17 protein-coding genes are annotated in these 20,140 nt (G+C 72.9%); 10 read left to right on the forward strand and 7 right to left on the reverse strand.

Translation table 11 applies throughout. The features are described from left to right. The first annotated feature begins 152 nt into the window (after positions 1 to 152). The 3 genes from ACIGJO_RS21370 to ACIGJO_RS21380 all read left to right on the forward strand — a co-directional run bounded on the left by ACIGJO_RS21370 (position 153) and on the right by ACIGJO_RS21380 (position 5,755). A complete protein-coding gene (locus ACIGJO_RS21370) occupies positions 153 to 3,638 on the forward strand; it encodes a DNA polymerase III subunit alpha (protein WP_399960301.1) in 3,486 nt (1,161 codons plus the stop codon). Continuing rightward, positions 3,635 to 4,633, forward strand: a complete 999-nt coding sequence (locus ACIGJO_RS21375; protein ID WP_399960809.1) for a hypothetical protein — start codon at positions 3,635 to 3,637, stop codon at positions 4,631 to 4,633. Before ACIGJO_RS21370 ends, ACIGJO_RS21375 begins: the two co-directional genes overlap by 4 nt. A gap of 204 nt (positions 4,634 to 4,837) precedes the next feature. Beyond that, complete coding sequence (locus ACIGJO_RS21380) at positions 4,838 to 5,755, forward strand: esterase/lipase family protein (protein WP_399960303.1); 918 nt, start codon at positions 4,838 to 4,840, stop codon at positions 5,753 to 5,755. 72 nt (positions 5,756 to 5,827) lie between these two features. Here ACIGJO_RS21380 and ACIGJO_RS21385 read toward each other — a convergent pair whose 3' ends face one another. Beyond that, complete coding sequence (locus ACIGJO_RS21385) at positions 5,828 to 6,517, reverse strand: response regulator (RefSeq protein ID WP_399960811.1); 690 nt, start codon at positions 6,515 to 6,517, stop codon at positions 5,828 to 5,830. A gap of 124 nt (positions 6,518 to 6,641) precedes the next feature. Here ACIGJO_RS21385 and ACIGJO_RS21390 point away from each other — a divergent pair, with 124 nt between their 5' ends. The 4 genes from ACIGJO_RS21390 (at position 6,642) to ACIGJO_RS21405 (ending at position 11,347) form a co-directional block, all read left to right on the forward strand. Further along, a complete protein-coding gene (locus ACIGJO_RS21390; protein ID WP_399960305.1) occupies positions 6,642 to 7,625 on the forward strand; it encodes a Bug family tripartite tricarboxylate transporter substrate binding protein in 984 nt (327 codons plus the stop codon). A 110-nt stretch (positions 7,626 to 7,735) separates the two neighbouring features. Continuing rightward, on the forward strand, positions 7,736 to 8,218 hold the full coding sequence (locus ACIGJO_RS21395; RefSeq protein ID WP_399960813.1) for a tripartite tricarboxylate transporter TctB family protein: 483 nt from the start codon (positions 7,736 to 7,738) through the stop codon (positions 8,216 to 8,218). Between the two features lie 3 nt (positions 8,219 to 8,221). Beyond that, a complete protein-coding gene (locus tag ACIGJO_RS21400) occupies positions 8,222 to 9,721 on the forward strand; it encodes a tripartite tricarboxylate transporter permease (RefSeq protein ID WP_399960307.1) in 1,500 nt (499 codons plus the stop codon). Between the two features lie 141 nt (positions 9,722 to 9,862). Next, positions 9,863 to 11,347, forward strand: coding sequence for a trifunctional class I SAM-dependent methyltransferase/NUDIX hydrolase/VOC family protein (locus tag ACIGJO_RS21405; RefSeq protein ID WP_399960309.1), 1,485 nt, complete (start codon positions 9,863 to 9,865; stop codon positions 11,345 to 11,347). Positions 11,348 to 11,389: 42 nt separating this feature from the next. On the opposite strand, the gene ACIGJO_RS21410 is transcribed toward ACIGJO_RS21405, so the two are convergent. Continuing rightward, entirely contained in the window at positions 11,390 to 11,887 is a 498-nt protein-coding gene (locus ACIGJO_RS21410) for a DUF402 domain-containing protein (protein ID WP_399960311.1), read from the reverse strand. Beyond that, the gene (locus ACIGJO_RS21415; protein WP_399960313.1) at positions 11,868 to 12,788 is read right to left on the reverse strand and encodes a GNAT family N-acetyltransferase; all 921 of its coding nucleotides are present in this window, start codon (positions 12,786 to 12,788) and stop codon (positions 11,868 to 11,870) included. Before ACIGJO_RS21415 ends, ACIGJO_RS21410 begins: the two co-directional genes overlap by 20 nt. Positions 12,789 to 12,858: 70 nt before the next feature. On the opposite strand from ACIGJO_RS21415, the gene ACIGJO_RS21420 reads away from it, so the two are divergent. Beyond that, complete coding sequence (locus tag ACIGJO_RS21420) at positions 12,859 to 13,233, forward strand: GntR family transcriptional regulator (protein ID WP_399960315.1); 375 nt, start codon at positions 12,859 to 12,861, stop codon at positions 13,231 to 13,233. Positions 13,234 to 13,297: 64 nt separating this feature from the next. Here ACIGJO_RS21420 and ACIGJO_RS21425 read toward each other — a convergent pair whose 3' ends face one another. Further along, positions 13,298 to 14,392 (reverse strand): DUF5925 domain-containing protein, encoded by a 1,095-nt coding sequence (locus tag ACIGJO_RS21425; RefSeq protein WP_399960317.1) that lies wholly within the window; start codon positions 14,390 to 14,392, stop codon positions 13,298 to 13,300. 199 nt (positions 14,393 to 14,591) lie between these two features. Here ACIGJO_RS21425 and ACIGJO_RS21430 point away from each other — a divergent pair, with 199 nt between their 5' ends. Both ACIGJO_RS21430 and ACIGJO_RS21435 read left to right on the forward strand, forming a co-directional pair. Beyond that, a complete protein-coding gene (locus ACIGJO_RS21430; RefSeq protein ID WP_399960319.1) occupies positions 14,592 to 15,401 on the forward strand; it encodes an SGNH/GDSL hydrolase family protein in 810 nt (269 codons plus the stop codon). Between the two features lie 240 nt (positions 15,402 to 15,641). Next, positions 15,642 to 15,905, forward strand: coding sequence for a hypothetical protein (locus tag ACIGJO_RS21435; RefSeq protein ID WP_399960321.1), 264 nt, complete (start codon positions 15,642 to 15,644; stop codon positions 15,903 to 15,905). A gap of 204 nt (positions 15,906 to 16,109) precedes the next feature. Here ACIGJO_RS21435 and ACIGJO_RS21440 read toward each other — a convergent pair whose 3' ends face one another. The 3 genes from ACIGJO_RS21440 to hmgA form a co-directional block, all read right to left on the reverse strand. After that, positions 16,110 to 17,495: a type ISP restriction/modification enzyme gene (locus tag ACIGJO_RS21440; protein WP_399960323.1), complete on the reverse strand. Its 1,386-nt coding sequence runs from the start codon at positions 17,493 to 17,495 to the stop codon at positions 16,110 to 16,112. A gap of 76 nt (positions 17,496 to 17,571) precedes the next feature. After that, on the reverse strand, positions 17,572 to 18,366 hold the full coding sequence (locus ACIGJO_RS21445) for a GntR family transcriptional regulator (RefSeq protein ID WP_399960325.1): 795 nt from the start codon (positions 18,364 to 18,366) through the stop codon (positions 17,572 to 17,574). Between the two features lie 339 nt (positions 18,367 to 18,705). After that, positions 18,706 to 20,025 (reverse strand): homogentisate 1,2-dioxygenase, encoded by a 1,320-nt coding sequence (gene hmgA / locus ACIGJO_RS21450; protein ID WP_399960327.1) that lies wholly within the window; start codon positions 20,023 to 20,025, stop codon positions 18,706 to 18,708. Between the last annotated feature and the right edge of the window lie 115 nt (positions 20,026 to 20,140).

Raw genomic sequence — 20,140 nt, forward strand, 5'->3', positions numbered from 1 at the left:
GGCCCGCTGTTCGCGCAGGCGGGGCTGGGCCGAATGGCTGATCGGACGGCCGGGGGTGTCCCGCGCCCCGGGTATCGTACGAATGTTCGAAACTTGGTCTATGGTGGAGAACGAGGGGGGTGGTGGGTTACGGAACGGTCCAGGAGGTGCGGATGCCCGGGTTCACGCATCTGCACACCGTTTCCGGGTTCTCCCTGAGATACGGGGCCTCGCACCCGGAGCGGCTGGCCGAACGTGCCGCCGAGCGGGGGATGGACGCCCTCGCGCTGACCGACCGCGACACCCTCGCGGGCGCCGTCCGCTTCGTCCGGGCCTGCGAGAAGGCCGGGATCCGGCCGCTCTTCGGCGTCGGACTCGCGGTGGCGCGGCGTACGGGGGAGGAGGGCCGCACGCATCGGCTGCGGGCGCCCGTGCGCGGTGGTGCCTTTGTCGATGAATCCGCACCCCGGGTCACCTTTCTCGCCCGTGACGGCGCGCGCGGCTGGGCGGAACTGTGCCGGCTCGTCACCGCCGCCCATGCCGCGTCCCCGGACCCGTCCGCCGGCGCCGGACCGCCCCTGGTGGACTGGCCCTCGCTGCCCGCCGAAGGGCTCACCGTGCTGCTCGGGCCCGCCTCCGAGGTGGGCGGGGCGCTGGCCGCGGGCCGTCCCGACCGGGCCGCCGCGCTGCTCGCGCCCTGGCGGGAGATGTACGGCGACGACCTGCGCCTCGAAGCCGTCCACCACGGCCGCCGGGGCACCGGGCCGGGCTCGCTGCGGCTCGCCGCCCGGACCGTCGGTTTCGCCGCGGAGCAAGGGGTACGGGCCGTGCTGACCAACGCGGTCCGGTACGCCGACCCGGGACAGGGCCCGGTCGCCGATGTGCTCGACTCGGCCCGCAGGCTCGTCCCCGTCGACCCGCGCCGCTCGCCCCTCGACAGCGGTGAGCGCTGGCTCAAGGACGCCCGCGCGATGTGCGAGACCGCCGAGCGGATCACCGCCGCCGCGGGCCTCGGCCCGGACGCCGGGGCGCGGCTGCTGGCGGAGACCCGCCGCACCGCGGACGCCTGCCTCGTCGACCCCGAGGACGACCTCGGCCTCGGCACCGTCCACTTCCCCGAACCGCGTCTCGTCGGCGCCGGGCAGCGCACCGCCCAGCGGGTGCTGGCCTCCCGGGCCGCCGCGGGCATGGTGCTGCGCGGCCACGACCGCAGGCGCGACTACTGGGAGCGGATGCACCACGAACTGGACATCATCGCCCACCACGGCTTCGCCTCGTACTTCCTCACGGTCGCCCAGGTGGTCGACGACGTACGGGACATGGGGATCCGGGTCGCCGCCCGCGGCTCCGGCGCGGGCTCCCTGGTCAACCACCTCCTGGGCATCGCGCACGCCGACCCGGTCGAGCACGGGCTGCTGATGGAGCGCTTCCTGTCCAAGCGGCGCTTCGTGCTGCCCGACATCGACATCGACGTCGAATCGGCCCGCCGCCTCGACGTCTACCGCAGGATCATCGGCCGCTTCGGCGCCGAACGGGTCGCCACCGTCGCCATGCCCGAGACCTACCGGGTGCGCCACGCCATCCGGGACGTCGGGGCCGCGCTCTCCATGGACCCGGCCGAGACCGACCGGCTCGCCAAGGCCTTCCCGCACATCCGGGCCCGCGACGCCCGCGCCGCCATGGAGGAGCTGCCCGAGCTGAGGGCGGTTGCCGAGCGGAAGGAGACGTACGGGAGGCTCTGGGAACTGGTGGAGGCGCTGGACGCGCTGCCCCGCAGCATCGCCATGCACCCGTGCGGGGTGCTGCTCTCGGACGCCGCGCTGCTGAGCCGTACCCCCGTCGTGCCCACCAGTGGCGAGGGCTTCCCGATGTCGCAGTTCGACAAGGAGGACGTGGAGCACCTCGGACTGCTCAAACTCGATGTGCTGGGTGTACGGATGCAGTCGGCGATGGCGCACGCGGTCACGGAGGTGAAGCGGGCCTCGGGGGAGGAGGTCGACCTCGATGCCGTGCCGCCCGGCGATCCGGAGACGTACCGGCTGATCAGGACCGCCGAGACGCTGGGCTGCTTCCAGATCGAGTCGCCGGGCCAGCGCGATCTGGTCGGCAGGCTCCAGCCCGCCACCTTCCACGACCTGGTCGTCGACATCTCGCTGTTCCGGCCCGGCCCGGTCGCCGCCGACATGGTGCGGCCGTTCATCGAGGCCCGGCACGGCCGGGCTCCCGTCCGCTGTCCGCATCCCGACCTGGAAGGGCCGCTGCGCGACACCTATGGCGTGGTCGTCTTCCACGAACAGATCATCGAGATGGTGGACATCATGACCGGCTGCGGCCGGGGTGAGGCCGACCGGGTGCGGCGCGGGCTCTCCGACCCCGGGTCGCAGGACCGGATCAAGGTCTGGTTCGCGCGGCGCGCGGCCGCGCGGGGGTACGGCGTCGAAGTGATCGCCCGCACCTGGGAGATCATCGAAGCATTCGGCAGCTACGGCTTCTGCAAGGCGCACGCGGTCGCCTTCGCCGTACCGACCTACCAGTCGGCCTGGCTCAAGGCGCACCATCCGGCGGCCTTCTACGCCGGGCTGCTCACGCACGACCCGGGGATGTACCCCAAGCGGCTGCTCCTCGCGGACGCGCGGCGGCGCGGAGTGCCGGTACTGCCGCTGGACGTGAACCGGTCGGCGGCCACCCATCGAATCGAACTGGTGTCCGGTGAAGGGGATGGTCCCGGGACCTGGGGGCTGCGGCTGGCACTCTCGGACGTCCATGGCATCAGCGAGGCCGAGGTCGCCCGGATCGAGGCCGGGCAGCCCTACGGTTCGCTGCTGGACTTCTGGCAGCGTGCCCGGCCGGGCAGGCCGGCCGCCGAACGGCTGGCCCAGGTCGGCGCGCTGGACGCCTTCGGCGCCAACCGCCGCGATCTGCTGCTGCACCTCTTCGAGCTCCACCGTGCCCGGCGGAGTGCCGGACCGGGCACCCACGGGGCCCAGCTCCCGCTGGGGGAGGGCCGGAAGTCCGGTTCCGCGGGCCTGCCCGACCTCAATGCCGCGGAGCGGCTCAGTGCCGAACTCGGCGTGCTGAGCATGGATGTCTCGCGCCATCTGATGGAGGACCACCATGTCTTCCTGAAGGAGCTGGGCGCGCTCTCCGCCAAGCGGCTGCGGGAGGCACGGCACGGTGAGACCGTGCTGGTCGCCGGGGCCAAGGCGGCCACCCAGACCCCGCCGGTCCGCTCCGGGCGACGGGTCATCTTCACCACCCTGGACGACGGCACCGGCCTGGTGGACCTGGCCTTCTTCGACGACAGCCACGAGGCCTGCGCGCACACGGTCTTCCACTCCTGGCTGCTGCTGGTGCGCGGCGTGGTGCAGCGGCGCGGCCCGCGGAGCCTGAGTGTGGTCGGCGCCGCGGCCTGGAATCTGGCGGAGCTGGCGGAGCTGCGCCGCAGCGGGGGACTCGACGCGGTCGCGGCGCGGCTGGCGGAGGTCCCGGACGGCACGGACGCCGCTCCGGAGGAAGGGCCCAAAGGCACCGGCACCGGCCGGCGCATCACACTGCCCACCGGTTACGAGATGAACCCCTGGTCCGACCTCCAGCCCCCCGGCGAAGGGACTCCCACCGGAAGGAAGCTGTGGCACCAGAGCCCCGGGAGCGCGGGATGAACGGCCGGGCGACGATCCTGTTCCTGCGGTTCCGCCGGATCGGCGGGGGGCCGGTGGGCGGCACCGGATACGAGGGGCTGCTCGCCCTCCTGGGCGCGTTCACCCCGGTCGTCGAGGCCGCACCGCCCGACGCGGCGCTCGCCGATGTGAGCGGCGCGCTGCGCTACTTCGGGCAGGACGCGGTGGACCTGGCCTCGGTGATCCGGGTCCGGGCGCTCGCCCTGCACGGCGTGGACTGCGCGATCGGGGCGGCCGGCAACCCCATGCTGGCCCGGATGGCGGCGCGGCAGGCCGCGCCCGGGACGACCTTCGTGGTGCCCGACGGGCAGGAGGCCGCGTTCCTCGCGCCCCGGCCGGCCGCCGCGCTGGACGGTGTCGGGGCGGCGACGGCACGCACCCTGTGCGGATACGGGCTCGACTCCGTCGGCCGGATCGCCGCGGCGCCGCTGGCCACCCTGCAGCGGATCACCGGGGTGCGGACCGGGCGCGAGGTGTGGGAACGGGCGAACGGCATCGACCGCACCCGGGTCGTCCCGAACGCCGCCGCCCGCTCCATCGCCGCCGAACGCTCCTTCCCGCGCGACGAGCTGGACCGGGAGCGGCACCGCCGCGCGCTGCTCTCGCTCACCGAGGAGCTCGGCGCCCGGCTGCGGGCCGAGGGGCAGGTGTGCCGGGGGCTCGCGGTCTCCGTGCGGTACGCCGACCGGAAGGGCTATACGACGCTGACCCGCAGCCGCACGCTCCGGGAGCCCACCGCCCACTCGGCGGCGCTCACCGAACTGGCGTACCGGATCCAGGACTCGCTCGGTCTGCAACGGGCCCGGGTCCGGGGGATCGGGCTGAGGGCCGAGGGGCTCGGCGACGCGGAACGGGCGGCCCGTCAGCTCAGCTTCGACCCGGCGGACGAGCGGGCGCGCCGGATCGAGGAGGTGTCGGACCGGCTGCGGGCGAGGTTCGGACCGCAGGCGGTGAAACCGGGGCGGCTCGCGGCCTGACGTGCTGTCCCGCGCCGGACGCCCGGCCTACGGTGATGCGACGTCAGTTTTTACCGACGCGTAACTTCCCCCGCGACCCTACTCGTGCGTAATTTGGCATGAGCACGTTAAGTGCACCGGAAGGAACAGCACCACCAGACCTGTGGTCCGGGCCGCGGGGCGCACCGACATCGCAACTCCCTTGAGCCGCAAGGAGACCACACGATGCTGCCCTGGACACGTGCGTCGCGCACCCCACGTCCGCGCAGAACGCTCGCCGCACTGCTCCTCGCCGTCGCGGCCCTCGCCACCCCCGCGGCGACCGCCACCGCGGCCACCCCCACCGCCTCCCCCTCGGCATCCACCGCCGGGGAGGCCGCCACCTCCCGTGGCTGGAACGACTACTCCTGCAAGCCCTCCGCCGCCCACCCCCGCCCGGTCGTCCTGGTCCACGGAACCTTCGGGAACTCGGTCGACAACTGGCTCGTCCTCGCCCCCTATCTCGTCAACCGGGGCTACTGCGTCTACTCGCTCGACTACGGGCAGCTTCCCGGCGTGCCGTTCTTCAACGGGCTCGGCCCCATCGACAGGTCCGCCGGACAGCTCGCCGTGTTCGTCGACAAGGTGCTCGCCGCCACCGGAGCGCCGAAGGCCGATCTGGTCGGCCACTCGCAGGGCGGCATGATGCCCAACTTCTACCTGAAGTTCCTCGGCGGGGCCGACAAGGTGAACGCCCTCATCGGGATCGCCCCCGACAACCACGGCACCACGCTCCTCGGGCTGACCAGGCTCCTGCCGTACTTCCCCGGCGCCGAGGACCTGCTCACCGAGAAGACCCCGGGCCTCGCCGACCAGATCGCGGGCTCGCCGTTCATCACCCGGCTCAACGCGGGCGGCGACACCGTGCCGGGCGTCCGTTACACCGTCATCGCGACCAGGTACGACGAGGTCGTGACCCCGTACCGCACGCAGTACCTGGACGGCCCGAACGTGCGCAACGTCCTGCTCCAGGACCTGTGCCCGGTCGACCTGTCCGAGCATGTGGCGATCGGGACCATCGACAGGATCGCCTTCCACGAAGTGGCCAACGCCCTCGATCCGTCCCGCGCCACCCCGACGACCTGCGCCTCGGCGATCGGCTGACCCGGCCGGCGTACCGGGGCCCGACGCCCGGCGGGGGCGGGCGGCGGGCCCCGGCAGCCGCGGGGGAGGGGGTCAGCCCAGCGCCCGGTAGCGGCGCTCGGGCCGCCCCGTTCCCCCGTACCGCAATGTCACCTCGGCCCGTCCCGTCTCCGCGAAGTACTCCAGATAGCGACGGGTGCTGACCCGGGACAGTGACCCCGCCTGCGCGCACTCGGAGGCGGACAGGCCCCCGGGGTGTTCCCGCAGGATGCGCTCCACCAGGTCGGCCGTGTGCGCCGCGAGACCCTTGGGCAGTCCTCGGGAGCCCGGCGGGCGGGTGCCGAAGATATGGTCCACGTCCTCCTGACGGGCGTCCTTGCGCGCCTCGTCCAGCGCGTCGAGCCGATGGCGCAGCGAGGCCACGTGCTGCAACTGCTCCACCAGGGCCGACCGGTGGAACGGCTTGATCAGATAGTGCAGCGCCCCGGCCCGCAACGCCGCGCGGACCACCCCCGCGTCGCGGGCGGCGGTGATGAAGAGCGCGTCGGCGCTGTGGCGGTCCGCGTCCCGCTCCTCCGCCGCCCGCAGCTCCCGCAGCACACTGATGCCGTCCATGTCGGGCAGATAGATGTCGAGCAGGATCAGATCGGGGCGCAACCGCCCCGCCGCGCGCAGCGCTTCGGCGCCGTTGTGCGCCACCCCGACGACCGTGAATCCGTCCATCGCGGACACATAACGGCTGTGCAGCTTCGCGACCATGAAGTCGTCGTCCACCACCAGCACCTTTGTCACGCGGCCACCGTAGAGCGCGACCACAACGACCACAACGTCCGTTGATTCCGGAACGGAGACAGGCCGTCGACGCGCGGGCAACATGTGGGCCACTTCACAGCGAAAGGCGGAACCCGTGCGACTGCGCACTCCACTCGCCCTGTTCGGGGCCGCGGTGCTGGTGTTCGTGGGGCCGCCGCTGCTCTCCACGGGCGGCGGCCCCGACAGCGGCACGCAGATCCCCGGACTGCGCCTCATGGTCCCCAACACCCCCGGCGGCGGCTACGACATCACGGCGCGCACCGCCGCGAAGAACGCCGAGGACGCCGGACTCACCCACAACATCGAGGTGTTCAACCTCCCCGGCGCGGGCGGCACCGTCGGTCTGGCCCGGCTCGTCGGCGAGCACGGCAACGGCAGGGTCGCGATGTCCATGGGCCTCGGCGTGGTCGGCGCGGTCCACACCAACAAGTCCCCCAAGACCCTCGGTGACACCACCCCGATCGCCCGGCTCACCGAGGAGCAGGACATCGTCGTCGTCGCCAAGGACTCCCCGTACCGCTCCATCGGCCAGCTGCTCGACGCATGGCGGGCCGACCCGGCGAAACTCCCGGTCGGCGGCGGTTCCTCGCCCGGCGGCCCCGACCACCTCGCCCCGATGCTGATGGCGAAGGCCGCGGGCATCGCCCCGAAGGAGGTCAACTACATCCCGTTCGACGGCGGTGGCGAACTGCTCGCCTCGATCCTCGGCGACAAGGTCGCCTTCGGCGTCAGCGGGGTCGGCGAATACCTCGACCAGATCAGGGCGGGCGAGCTGCGCCTGCTCGCCGTCACCGGTCCGGAGCGGGTCCCCGGGCTCGACGCCCCCACCCTCCGCGAGGCCGGGCTCGACACCGACTTCACCAACTGGCGCGGCATCGTCGCACCGCCCGGCCTCTCCGGTGCCGAACGCGACAAGCTCGTCGGCCTGATCCGGGAACTGCACGAATCGGAGCAGTGGAAGGACTCGATGAAGAAGAACGGCTGGGACGACGCCTTCCTCACCGGCGATGCCTTCGGCGACTTCCTGGACGCCCAGGACCGGCGCGTCGCCACGGTCCTTGAGGAGCTGGGACTGTGACCACCGACGACAGACAATCCCCCGGTCCCGCCCCCGCCCTCGATACCGCCCCCGCCCCCGGTCCCGATACCGCCCCCGGTCCCGGCACCCCTTCGGATCGTGGTTCCTGGCTGCGCGAGCACTCCGAACTCGGCGTCTGTGTCCTGCTGCTGGCCCTCGGCGTCCTCGTCCTCACCGACGCCCTCACCATGAGCCTCGACATCACCCAGCGCGGACCCGTCGGCCCCAGGACCGTCCCGGTCGCCGTCGGCGCCGGGCTGCTCCTGGTCGCCGTCCTCCTCGCCGTGGACGTCCTGCGCGGCGGCCGCGGTGAGGCCGAGGGAGGCGAGGACGTCGACCTCGCCGAGCCGGCCGACCGGCGCACCGTGCTCCTGCTCGCCGCGGTCTTCCTCGCGAGCGCCGTACTGATCGACCCGCTCGGCTTCCCGGCCGCCGGCGCACTGCTCTTCTGGGGCTCCGCCCACGCGCTCGGCAGTCGGCACCACGACCGCGACCCGCTCATCGCCGCCGGGCTCTCCCTCGTCACGTACATCGTCTTCGACAAGCTGCTCGGGGTCCCCCTTCCCGGCGGCCCGCTGATGGGAGTGGTCTGACCGGTGGATTCCCTCAACTCCCTCATCGACGGCTTCGGTACCGCGCTCACACCGGTCAACCTGCTCTGGGCCGCCCTCGGCGTCCTGCTCGGCACGGCGATCGGCGTGCTCCCCGGCATCGGACCGGCCATGGCGGTGGCGCTGCTGCTGCCGGTCACCTACGGACTCGAACCGGCCGGCGCGTTCATCATGTTCGCCGGGATCTACTACGGCGCGATGTTCGGCGGCTCCACCACCTCGATCCTCCTCAACACCCCCGGGGAGAGCGCGGCCGTCGTCGCCGCGATCGAGGGCAACCCCATGGCCAAGGCCGGCCGCGGCGCACAGGCGCTGGCCGCCGCGGCGATCGGACACTTCGCGGGCGGCATGATCGGCACGGTCCTGCTGGTCGTCCTCGCCCCGGCCGTGGCCTCGCTCGCCGTGGACATCGGTGCCCCCGACTACTTCGCGATCATGGTGCTGGCCTTCATCGCCGTCACCTCCGTCCTCGGTTCCTCCCGGATCCGCGGCCTCGCCTCCCTCCTCATCGGTCTCACCATCGGCCTCGTCGGCCTCGACCGGATGACCGGCCAGCAGCGCCTCACCTTCGGCTCGCTCCAACTGGCGGACGGAATCGACGTGGTGATCGTCGCGGTCGGCCTCTTCGCCATCGGCGAGGCACTCTGGGTCGCCGCCCATCTGCGCCGCTCCACCGGCGAACCGATCCCCGTCGGCCGCCCCTGGCTCGGCCGGGAGGACCTCGGGCGCACCTGGAGGCCCTGGCTGCGCGGCCCCCTCATAGGCTTCCCGTTCGGCGCGATCCCGGCGGGCGGCGCGGAGATCCCCACCTTCCTCTCGTACGTGACGGAGAAACGTCTCTCCAGGCACCGCGCGCAGTTCGGCAAGGGCGCCATCGAAGGTGTCGCGGGGCCGGAGGCGGCAGCCTCCGCCTCCGCCGCCGGCACGCTCGTGTCGATGCTCACCCTCGGTCTGCCCACCACCGCCGTCGCCGCCGTGATGCTGGCCGCCTTCCAGCAGTACGGCATCCAGCCCGGCCCGCTCCTGTTCGAACGCGAACCCGAGCTGGTCTGGGGCCTCATCGCCTCGCTCTTCGTCGGCATGGTGCTGCTGCTCGCCCTCAACCTGCCGCTGGCGCCCGTGTGGGCGAAGCTCCTGCGGATCCCGCGCCCCTATCTGTACGCGGGCATCCTGTTCTTCGCCGCGGTCGGCGCGTACGCGGTCGGCGGCGAATCGATCGACCTGGTGATCCTGCTGGTCATCGGACTGATCGGGTTCGGCATGCGGCGGTACGGACTGCCGGTGCTGCCCACCGTGATCGGGGTGATCCTGGGCCCCGCCGCCGAACAGCAGCTGCGGCGCGCACTCCAGATCAGCGACGGGAGCGTCTCGGGCCTGGTCAACACCCCGTTCTCGGTGACGGTGTACGCGATCGTGATGCTGATCGTGGCCTGGCCGCTGGTGCGCGGGCTGCCGGCACGCCGGCGGGCCGGGGCCATGAAGTAGCGCACGCGACAGGCAGTACGCGACAGGGGGCACGCGACAGGGGGCACGCGACAGCCCTCAGGCGTCCGGAAGGACCGGAACGGGCCGGAACGGAGGGAAGCGGCCCCCGCACTGTCAGTGCCGGCTGAGACCATCGGGGGCATGACGACGATCGACTGGGACGCCGCAGCCGACTCCTTCGACGAGGAGCCCGACCACGGGCTGCTCGATCCGGCGGTCCGCCATGCCTGGGCCGGGCGGCTGGAGAGCTGGCTGCCCGCCACCGGCTCGGACGTGCTCGACCTGGGCTGCGGCACCGGCAGCATCTCGTTGCTCGCCGCCGGTCAGGGGCACCGGGTCACCGCCGTCGACCGCTCGCCCCGCATGGCCGAGCAGGCACGCGCCAAGCTCGCCGGGACCGGCACCGAGGTGCTGGTGGGGGACGCCGCCCGGCCGCCGGTGGGAGACCGGCGGTTCGATGTGATCGTGGCCCGGCACGTGGTGTGGCTGCTGCCCGATCCGGCGGCGGCCCTCCGCCACTGGTTCTCTCTGCTGAGACCGGGTGGGCGGCTGGTGCTGATCGAGGGGGTGTGGGGCGGCGTCGGTCTCTCCGCGGCCCGTCTCACCGGGCTGCTCGCCCCCCACACGGAGCGCATCCACCACGAGGCCCTCTCCGGGGACACCCGGCTGTGGGGCAGGGAGGTGGACGACGAGCGGTACGCCCTGGTGGCCCGCGCGGAGCCGCCGCGGCGGCACACCGAGGTCGTCGACGTCCATCTGATCCTCCGCCGGGGCCCCGACGTCCTGCTCGCCCGCCGGGCCGGAACGGGATACGGGGACGGCCTGTTCAACCTGCCCTCCGGTCACGCGGAGGACGGCGAGGACGTCCGCGAGGCGATGATCCGGGAGGCGTCCGAGGAGATCGGCGTGGAGCTGGACCCCGAGGAGCTGCGGGTGGCGCTCGTGATGCAGCACCGGAGCCCCGGCGGCGCTCCGCGCATGGGCTGGTTCTTCGAGGTGGAGCACGACGCGGCCCGCCCGCCGCGCAACGCCGAGCCGGACAAGTGCGCGGAGCTGGCGTGGTTCCCGCTGGACCGCCTGCCGGACGACATCGTCGCCTACTGCCGTGCGGGACTGGACGGATACCGTGCGGACGAAAGGTTCCTGATCCACTGGCACGAGGACGGCGACACCATCGCGTACGACCCGGCGGGTGTCCGCCGGGCCGTCCCGCTCCCGCCCGCCGGGGCGGGCACCGGCCGGGTCCACCACATCGAGCTCTGGGTGTCCGACCTGGCCGGGGCCGCGAGGAGCTGGGGCTGGCTGCTGGGACGCCTCGGCCATGTCCCGTACCAGCAGTGGCAGTACGGCCGCAGCTGGCGGCGCGGCGACAGCTATCTCGTCCTGGAACAGTCGCCCGACCTGGCCGACGGTCCGCACGACCGCCGCCGCCCCGGTCTCAACCACCTGGCGTTCCACGTGCGCGACCGGGCCGCCCTCGACGCCCTGGTCGCCGATGCCCCCGCGCACGGCTGGCGGCTGCTGTTCCCCGACCGCCATCCGTACGCGGGCGGCGCCGAGCACTGCGCCGCGTATCTGGAGGACCCGGCGGGACACGAGGTGGAGCTGGTGGCGGGCACTCGCTGACGGGCTGTTCCCGCCAGGACCGGACGCACGGCGGCGCGGGCCTCACACGAGCAGCGGGGCCAGCCCTCCGGTGCGGGCGAGGTGTTCCAGTTCGTCCAGGGCCCGCACCGCCGCGCCGGCGGCGGCCGGGTCGCGTACGGCGAGACCGCTGTCGGCGAACTCGTCCTCGTCCAGCCGCAGTACGGACGAACCGTCCGCCGACACCCACAGGTCGAGGTCCAGATCCTCGACCTCCAGCACACCGTCCGCCAGGACGGCGGGGCGGGTGATGTCGCAGTACCAGCCCTTCAGCTCCCCGGCACCCGTGCGCACCTCCTTCACCGCGAACCACCGGTCCCGCCAGTAGTGCTCGGTGAACACATCCCCCGGTTCGAACCGGACGAAGCCGAAGTCCCGGACCCCGGGCGCCGCCCAGGGAGCCCTCACGGTCACCCGCCCGTCCTCGTCACGGACCAGACGGGCGGGGTAGCGGATCTTGGTCCGGCCCGCCTTGGTCAGGGCGACGACCACGTCCACCGGTTCAGCCGAGGGCGCGGACATGGCGTACCTCCGTGGCACAGATCCGGTAACCGAACCACTCGTTGATCGCCAGCATCGGGCCGTTGCCCGCGTCATTGCCGGTGTACGCGTCCGTGTACCCGGCGGCGCGCGCCCGGTGCAGGGAGTCGTTCTTCGCGAGCTTCGCCAGCCCCCGGCCGCGGTGGGCCCGGCGGGTGCCGGTCATCCCCGTCATATAGGTCGTGCCGCCGTCGGTGGTGGCCGCGCTGAACGCCGCCACCTCGCCGTCCACCATCGCCACCGAGGTCAGCTCCCGGTCGAAGGAGGGATGGCGCCAGGTGTTGTTCAGCCAGTCCTCGTAGTCGGCCAGTTCGCAGGGGGTGTCGCTGGGCTCGTCCGCCGTCGTCTCCGCGTCCGCCTCGAACAGCGGCCGCGGATCGTCCGCGAAGGAGGCCGCCGTACGCAGCTCGACGCCCGCCGGGATGTCCTGGAGCGGCGGCAGCGTGCTGTCCGCCAGGCCGAGGTGGAGGAAGTGGGCCGGACGGCTCGGTTCGTAGCCGCGCTTCCGGGCGAACTCCCGGCCGGCCGGTTCGTCGAGCACCCAGGTGTACACGGCGAGGGCCCCGACCCCGGCCAGATACTCCTCGGCCGTGCTCAGCAGCAGCGAACCCGCCCCGCGCCCCAGCCGGTCCGGATGCGTGTACGGGTTGCAGAACCCCTGGCCGGGCTCGGGGGTGTCGTGGGAGATGCCCACCTGCGCCGTTCCGATGATCTCCCCGTCCTCCTCGGCGACCAGCAGCCGGTACCGGCGGTCCGGATGGGCGGTGGCGAGGTCGAAGGCCACCTGCTCGGCCGTGGTCACCATGTACGGAAGAGCGGCCCGGCGCACTCGTACCCAGCCTTCGGCATCGGTGGGGAGGAAGTCGCGAACGATCACAGTCATGCGCCGGACGCTACGTGGAGCACGGCCGTGACCGCCTCCCTATTTTCCCGCGGTGGGGGAGAATCGTCCCGTGACTCTGAAGATCGCCATTGACCCGGATGCCGGCACCGCCCCGTACGAGCAGGTGCGCACGCAGCTGTCCGAACTGGCCCGCTCCGGCGCGCTGCCCGTCGGCTACCGGCTGCCGACCGTACGCGGCTTCGCCGATGAACTCGGCCTCGCCGCCAACACCGTGGCCAAGGCCTACCGGGCGCTGGAGGCCGACGGGGTGATCGAGACCCGGGGCCGGAACGGGACCTTCGTCGCCGCGGCGGGGGACGCGGCCGAGCGCAAGGCCGCGGCCGCGGCGCGGGAGTACGCCGAACTGGCCCAGCGGCTCGGGCTGTCCCGGGCGCAGGCGGTGTCGCTCGCCCAGGACGCCGTGCGGGCCGCGTACACACGCTGACGAAGCCCGGGCCTACCACGCGCCCGTCGGGCGCGGTGCGGCGGCGGGGACGGCGGACCGCCGCTCAGAGGTACAGGCCCGCGTCCGCGCCCGCGTCCTGCTTCGGTACCGACGCGGGCCCGCTGCCGCGGCGCAGCGCGTACAGCTCCGCGAGCGTCGTACCGTCCCGGCCCAGCCCCTCCTCCGTACCCAGCCAGGACACCGACTCCTGGCGGGTCAGCGGCCCCACCTCGATACGGGCCAGGCAGCGGCCCGGCCTGACCACCGCCGGATGCAGCCGTTCCAGGTCCTCATTGGTGGTGACCCCCACAAGGACATTGCGGCCCTGGCCCAGCAGCCCGTCCGTCAGGTTCAGCAGCCGGGACAGTGCCTGGCCCGCCGTGTGCTTGGCCTCGCCGCGGATCAGTTCGTCGCAGTCCTCCAGGAGCAGCAGGCGCCAGCGCTGCTTCGCCGCGCCGTCGTCCTCGCCGATCGCGATGTCCATCAGATAGCCGACATCGTTGAAGAGCCGCTCCGGGTCCAGTACGCAGTCGACCTGGCACCAGCCGCGCCAGGACCGGGCCAGGGTGCGCAGCGCCGATGTCTTGCCGGTGCCCGGCGGGCCGTGCAGCAGGAGCAGCCGGCCCGAGATGTCGTCGGGGGTCACCTTCATCAGCCGGTCCATGGCCTCGGCCACCGGAGCGGTGTAGTTGGGGCGGACCTCGTCCCAGGTCCCGGCGGCGATCTGCCGGGTGGTGCGGTACGGGCCGCGCCGGGGCGAGACGTACCAGAAGCCCATGGTCACGTTGTCGGGCTGTGGTTCCGGTTCGTCCCTGGCGCCGTCCGTCGCCTGGCCGAGCACCTTCTCCGCCAGCTCGGGACTGGTCGCGGTGACGGTGAGGTCGGCGCCCCGGCTCCACCGGGAGACCAGCAGGGTCCAGCCCTCGCCCTCGGCGAGCACGGCACTGCGGTCGTCGCCCCGGGCGGCCCGCAGCACCTTGGCGGCCGGAGGCAGCAGCGTGGCCCCGGACTTGACGCATTCGAGGGAGGAGCTGTGGGAGTACGGCTGCTCACCCGTCGCGAACCGGCCGAGGAACAGCGCGTCGACGACATCGGAGGGTGAATCACTGTCGTCGACGGTGAGCCGGATCGGCAGAGCGGACTCAGGGTTGGCAGACATGGCGTCCATGATCCGGCACGGGGCCACCCCGCGCACCCGGGTTTCACCACCTCGTGCCGGGCCGGCCCCCCCGGCTTCCGGTGAACTCAGGGGGGCGGCAAGGCGCATTCGGCGAATATTTTTGACATGCACACTTCCTGATTGGTGGTGGGTCCTGCTACGACGTAGGGACGCAGACACCCCTGCTCAAGGAGGTCCCATGAAAATGTCCAGACTCGTGGCGTTCTCGTCCTCTCTCCTGCTCGGTACGGTGCTCGCCCTCACCGGCGCGGGTGCGGCGAGCGCCGCGGATTCCGTGAAGGCCGTCGACTACGTGGCCCTCGGTGACTCGTACTCCTCGGGCGTCGGAGCCGGCAGTTACGACAGCGCCAGCGGTGACTGCAAGCGCAGCACCCGCGCCCACCCGGCGCTCTGGGCCGCCGCCAACTCGCCCGCCTCGTTCGCCTTCACCGCCTGCTCCGGCGCCCGCACCGGTGATGTCACGGGCGGTCAGCTCGGTCCGCTGAACTCCTCGACCGACCTGGTCTCGATCTCCATCGGCGGAAACGACGCGGGCTTCGCCGATGTCATGACCACCTGTGTCCTGCAGTCGGAGTCGACCTGTCTGAGCCGGATCGCCACGGCCCGCAGCTATGTCGACTCCACCCTGCCCGGCAAGCTCGACTCCGTGTACGCGGCGATCAGCGCCAAGGCCCCCTCCGCCCGGGTCGTCGTCCTCGGCTACCCCCGCTTCTACCAGCTGGGCGGCAGCTGCCTCGCCGGTCTGAACGAGAACGAGCGCGCCGCCATCAACGGCGCCGCCGACTACCTCAACGCGGCCACCGCCAAGCGGGCCGCCGACCACGGATTCACCTTCGGCGATGTCGCGAAGACCTTCACGGGCCATGAGATCTGCTCGGGCAGCGCCTGGTTGCACAGCGTGAACTGGCTCAACATCGGCGAGTCCTACCACCCCACCGCCGCCGGGCAGTCGGGCGGCTATCTGCCCGTCCTGAACTCGGCCGCCTGACCGCGTCCGTCCGTCCGCCGTCGGTCCCCGTGGCAGGGGGCCTTGTCCGCCGGGGTCTCCTGCCTGTGGTTCCGCCCATCCGATCTGTCCAAGTCGCCCGGGAACCGGATAGATTCGGTAGCTGGTCGTCAACCTCCGTATGTGTGTGCTCAATCCTGTGGCCGGGATACACGGGTGTCGCCGCGGGGGGTTAGGGTTAACCTGCCCGAGCCGGGTGCCCTCGTACGGGTGGGGAGTGACATGGAACAGATAACGGTGCGAAGCAGGCCGCGTGTGCCTGCCATTACATGCGGAAGCAGCGCGACCAGTTCGCGCCTCGACCGCCATCTCGCGGTGCTCGGCGGACCTGCCGTCCCCCAGCGGGATGCCGCGGAAGCGACGCTGCTGATGCGTGAGCTGACCACGCGCGATGCCGCGCACCACCGCCGGAGCAAGAGCGCGCGTGTCTCGCTCTTCGCCCCCCTGCGGCGACTGCGGCGCTCGCTCTTCGGCAGCCGCCGCTGAACCGACCGCATCGCCCCCGGGCCGGCCCGCTGCTCGGGACGGCGCGGGCGATCACACCTCCCGGCACAGCACTGCTGCCCGCCCGTCCGTCATTCCCAGGGCTCGCAGCGGTGCTTCGGTGTGCTCGCCCCGCGCTGGAGCGGCACCCGGCCCGGCCTCACCGGTCGGTGCGGCCGCCGTGGCCGGAGCGGGCCCGCGGCCCGGTCACAGCAGGGCGAACTGCCCCTCCGGTCCTTCCTCGTGGTGATCGAACACCGACGCGGGCCGCCGGGCCGCCGCAGGAACCGGCAGCACTCCGGCGTCCACCAGCTCCTCCCGGGTGATCAGCGGCGCACCGTCCAGCCGCGCCAGCAGCGCCTGCCGACGGGCCTCCAGCCCGTCGAGGAGCGCGAGGACGGTGATGAGTTCGAGCAGCTCCGAGGTCCACTCCCGCAGCCAGCCGTGCGGGCCGATGGCCGTCAGGCCCCCGTCCACGGGCGAACGCCCGGCCTCCGGCCCGCCCACCGGTGCGTCTCCCGTTCCGTTTCCTGATCCGCTTCCGTTCGCGGCACCGTTCCCGGCGCCCGTGCCGGTCCCCGCCGTCGCCGCCGTACGCCGCTCGAACCAGAGCTCCAGCATCCGTACGCCGCCCACCCGGAACTCCCAGGCACCCGCCGGTACGGGGGAGATACGGCCCTCGCCGACGAGGAGCACCCCGCCGTCCGGGTCGTAGTCCAGCGTCCGGGGCCGGGGCGGGATCGCGGCCCGCACGTAGGGGCGACGGCCGCCCGGCAGCCGGGGGCGCTCCCCGCCGCGTGCCCCGCGCAACTGCGGCCGCATCAGCTCCCGGCCCAGCTCCACACCCGCCGCCCAGAGCCGCCCGTCGGCGGGCAGGGGCACCCGGCAGCCGCCGGGGGAGGGGAGGGCGGCGGCGAGCGCCCAGGCCAGGACGGATTCGGCGGTGAGCCCGTCCTCGCCGTCGCCGCCATGGTCGCCGTCGCCGTTGCCGCTGTCGCCCTCGCCGTCCAGCCGGCCACGCAGCAGGTCGAGCAGGCCCGGCGTCAGATTGGGTTCCGTGCCGCCGGGCCGCCGGTACAGCGGCCGGATCCGGCCGGGCCGGCCGGCGGGGGAGTGCCCGTCGGGAAGCAGCGCGCTCACCCAGAGGGCGGGCCCGGTGTCCTGGGGCACGAAGCCGTGCTCGACGGCGAAGAGCTGGTGCCCGTCGGCGACCCGCCACAGTTCGGGGCGGGCGGCGTCGATCAGCCGGTGATCGGGGATCAGCCACTGTTCGTCGAACGGCCCGTGCAGGATCCGTACGGGGTCGGGGAACGGGCCGGGGTCCCGGGCGAATCTGCCCGTACGGGGGGCCCGGCCGGGCAGGGCGGCGACCGCGGTGTGCGGCGTACGGAGGCGGCTGGACGCGAACAGCCTCTCCCGTTCGGCGCCTTCGGCCCGGACCAGCCGCTCCCAGCGGGCCCTGAGGGTCGCCGGGTCGGGGCTCCTGACCCAGGGGCGTCCGGTTCTGAGGGGACCTGCGGACCACGGCATCAACTCGTCGAGCAGCGGGTGCTCCGCGCTCCCGCCGGCTCCGGCCGCCCTCCGCGCTGCCACCGTGTCGTCCTCCGCCCCGCCGCGTCCGCCGAACCACCGGCATCGTAGCGGCGGGCGGTGCCACCGTGGGGTGGGGTCAGTGCGCCTCGACCGTCACGGAGAAGGAGAAACGGTCTCCCCGGTATCTGATCCGCGCCACATCCACGACGCGTCCGTCGTCGTCGTAGGTCACCCCCGTGTAGTGCAGGATCGGGCTGAGCAGCGGAACCTGGAGCAGTCCGGCGGTGGCCGGGTCGGCCAGGCGCGCTTCGACGGTGTCGGTGATCCGCGAGATCCGCACCCCCACGGCGTCGCGCAGCACCTTGGTCATCGGCCACCGTTCGAGATCGGCCACATCGAGCCGGGCCGCGATCTCGGGGCGCAGCGCGTTCTCCGCCCAGTTGGTGGGCTCGCCCGTCTCGCCGTCGCAGCGGAGCCGCCGGTAGCCGACCACCTCGGCGCAGTCCGGGAAGAACTCGGCGAGGTCGCCCGGAACCGGGCCCGGCCCGTGTCCGAGCACGGTGGTCCGCTCGCCCGACTGCTGCGCCACGATCGCGTCGACCGAGCCCAGCAGCCGGACCGGCGAGACGCGCCGGGCGCGCGGCTCGATGAACGTGCCGCGCCGCCGGTGCCTGCTGATCAGCCCTTCCGTCTCCAGCTCCTTGAGGGCCTGGCGCATGGTGAGCACGCTGACCCCGTAGTGCGCCGCGAGCTGTTCCTCGGTGGGCAGCCGCGGGGAGGCATCCCGCGGCCGGCCCAGTATCGAGGCCCGCAGCGACTGCGAGACCTGGTACCAGAGAGGGAGTTTCCGGTTCAGGACCAGGGAGTCCGGGGCGAAGGCGGGCGGGCGAGGTACCCCGGCCGCCCCGTGCGCTTCGTTCACCCCACGCACGCCCTGGGTCCCATGGGTTTCCTCGGCCCCCCGCGCCCCCTGGGTCCCGACAGCCCCGTGGGCCCCGTGGGCCCCGTGGGCCCCGAGCACACCTTGGGCCCCGAGCACACCTTGGGCCCCGAGCACCTCCTGGGTCCCGAGCGCAACCTGAGCCCCACGCACGCCCTGGGTCCCGGGCACCTCCTGGGTCCCGTGCGATCCATTGACCCGGCTCGCGCCCTGAGCCTCGCTCACCCTGCCCACCTCGTTCAGCTCGCTCGCCGCCCTCCGCCGCCGTCCCGGCGCTGCGGCCCGGGTCCGCCCGGTCGGCCCGTTCCGCCCCGTTCCGCCCCGGTCCGCCTACGGCCGGAAGTCGCGGGTCAGACCCTGCCATACGTCGTCGTACCCACGCTGCAGGTGGTCGGCGCCCGCGGCCTGCGCGGTCGCCGTGACCGGCCACCGGGTCTCGAACATGAAGGCGAGGCCGTCGTCGATCTTCTGCGGCTTCAGCTCCGCCGCGCTCGCCCGGTCGAAGGTCTCACGGTCGGGGCCGTGCGCGGACATCATGTTGTGCAAGGAGCCGCCGCCCGGGACGAAGCCGTCCGCCTTCGCGTCGTACGCCCCCTTGATCAGCCCCATGTACTCGCTCATCACATTGCGGTGGAAGTACGGCGGACGGAAGGTGTCCTCGCCGACCAGCCAGCGCGGCGCGAAGACGACGAAGTCCACTCCGGCGAGTCCGGGGGTGTCGGACGGCGAGGTCAGCACGGTGAAGATCGAAGGGTCCGGGTGGTCGTAGCTGATGGTGCCGATGACATTGAAACGGCGCAGGTCGTAGACGTACGGGGTGTGGTTCCCGTGCCAGGCGACGACATCGAGCGGGGAGTGGTCGTACGTCGCGGACCACAGGTTGCCGCAGAACTTGTTGATCACCTCGACGGGGCCCTCGTGGTCCTCGTACGCGGCGACGGGCGCCAGGAAGTCCCGGGCGTTGGCGAGGCCGTTGGCGCCGATCGGGCCGAGGTCGGGGAGGGCGAACGGCTGCCCGTAGTTCTCGCAGACGTAGCCGCGGGCGGTCTCCTCCAGCAGCTCCACCCGGAAGCGGACACCGCGCGGGATCAGGGCGATCCGGCCCGGTTCGGCGTGCAGCAGGCCCAGTTCGGTGCGCAGCAGCAGACCGCCGCGCTCCGGGACGATCAGCAGCTCACCGTCGGAGTCGCTGAACACCCGGTCCGTCATGGAGGAGTTGGCGTGGTAGAGGTGCACGGCCATGCCGGTGCGCTGCGCGGCGTCGCCGTTGCCGCCCAGCGTCCACAGACCGGACAGGAAGTCGGTGCCCGGGGAGGGGGCGGGCAGCGGGTTCCAGCGGAGTCTGTTGGGGTCGGGGACCGACTCGGTGAACGGTGCGGTCCGCACGGCGCCGTTGTCGACGCGGACGAACGGCGGGTGGGCCGCCGAGGGGCGGATCCGGTAGAGCCAGGAACGCCGGTTGTGGGCCCGGGGCTCGGTGAACGCGGACCCGCTCAACTGCTCCGCGTACAGCCCCAGCGGGGCGCGCTGCGGTGAGTTGCGGCCGTGCGGCAGAGCGCCCGGCACCGCCTCCGAGCTGTGCTCATTGCCGAAACCCGAGGAATGGGCCAGCCCCTCCGCCGTCTTCCTCGCCTGCTCGATGCCGCTCATCATGCGCTCCCGGTGCTGAGGGTGCCTGGAATCCGCCGGACAACGAATCCTATGGGTAACCGTAGGAATCGGAACGTGGCGCGTCAACGGCATTCGTGGTGCGCAAGGGGGTTCC

Origin of the sequence: Streptomyces sp. NPDC079020, assembly GCF_044542225.1 — a bacterium.
Lineage (GTDB): Bacteria > Actinomycetota > Actinomycetes > Streptomycetales > Streptomycetaceae > Streptomyces.

Excerpts from the sequence above, each read along its gene's own strand:
- ACIGJO_RS21430 (WP_399960319.1), top strand. The coding sequence starts at position 14,592 with ATGAAAATGTCCAGACTCGTGGCGTTCTCGTCCTCTCTCCTGCTCGGT.
- ACIGJO_RS21370 (WP_399960301.1), top strand. The coding sequence starts at position 153 with ATGCCCGGGTTCACGCATCTGCACACCGTTTCCGGGTTCTCCCTGAGA.
- ACIGJO_RS21410 (WP_399960311.1), bottom strand. The coding sequence starts at position 11,887 with ATGTCCGCGCCCTCGGCTGAACCGGTGGACGTGGTCGTCGCCCTGACC.
- ACIGJO_RS21375 (WP_399960809.1), top strand. The coding sequence starts at position 3,635 with ATGAACGGCCGGGCGACGATCCTGTTCCTGCGGTTCCGCCGGATCGGC.
- ACIGJO_RS21415 (WP_399960313.1), bottom strand. The coding sequence starts at position 12,788 with ATGACTGTGATCGTTCGCGACTTCCTCCCCACCGATGCCGAAGGCTGG.
- ACIGJO_RS21380 (WP_399960303.1), top strand. The coding sequence starts at position 4,838 with ATGCTGCCCTGGACACGTGCGTCGCGCACCCCACGTCCGCGCAGAACG.
- ACIGJO_RS21405 (WP_399960309.1), top strand. The coding sequence starts at position 9,863 with ATGACGACGATCGACTGGGACGCCGCAGCCGACTCCTTCGACGAGGAG.
- hmgA (WP_399960327.1), bottom strand. The coding sequence starts at position 20,025 with ATGAGCGGCATCGAGCAGGCGAGGAAGACGGCGGAGGGGCTGGCCCAT.
- ACIGJO_RS21425 (WP_399960317.1), bottom strand. The coding sequence starts at position 14,392 with ATGTCTGCCAACCCTGAGTCCGCTCTGCCGATCCGGCTCACCGTCGAC.
- ACIGJO_RS21435 (WP_399960321.1), top strand. The coding sequence starts at position 15,642 with ATGGAACAGATAACGGTGCGAAGCAGGCCGCGTGTGCCTGCCATTACA.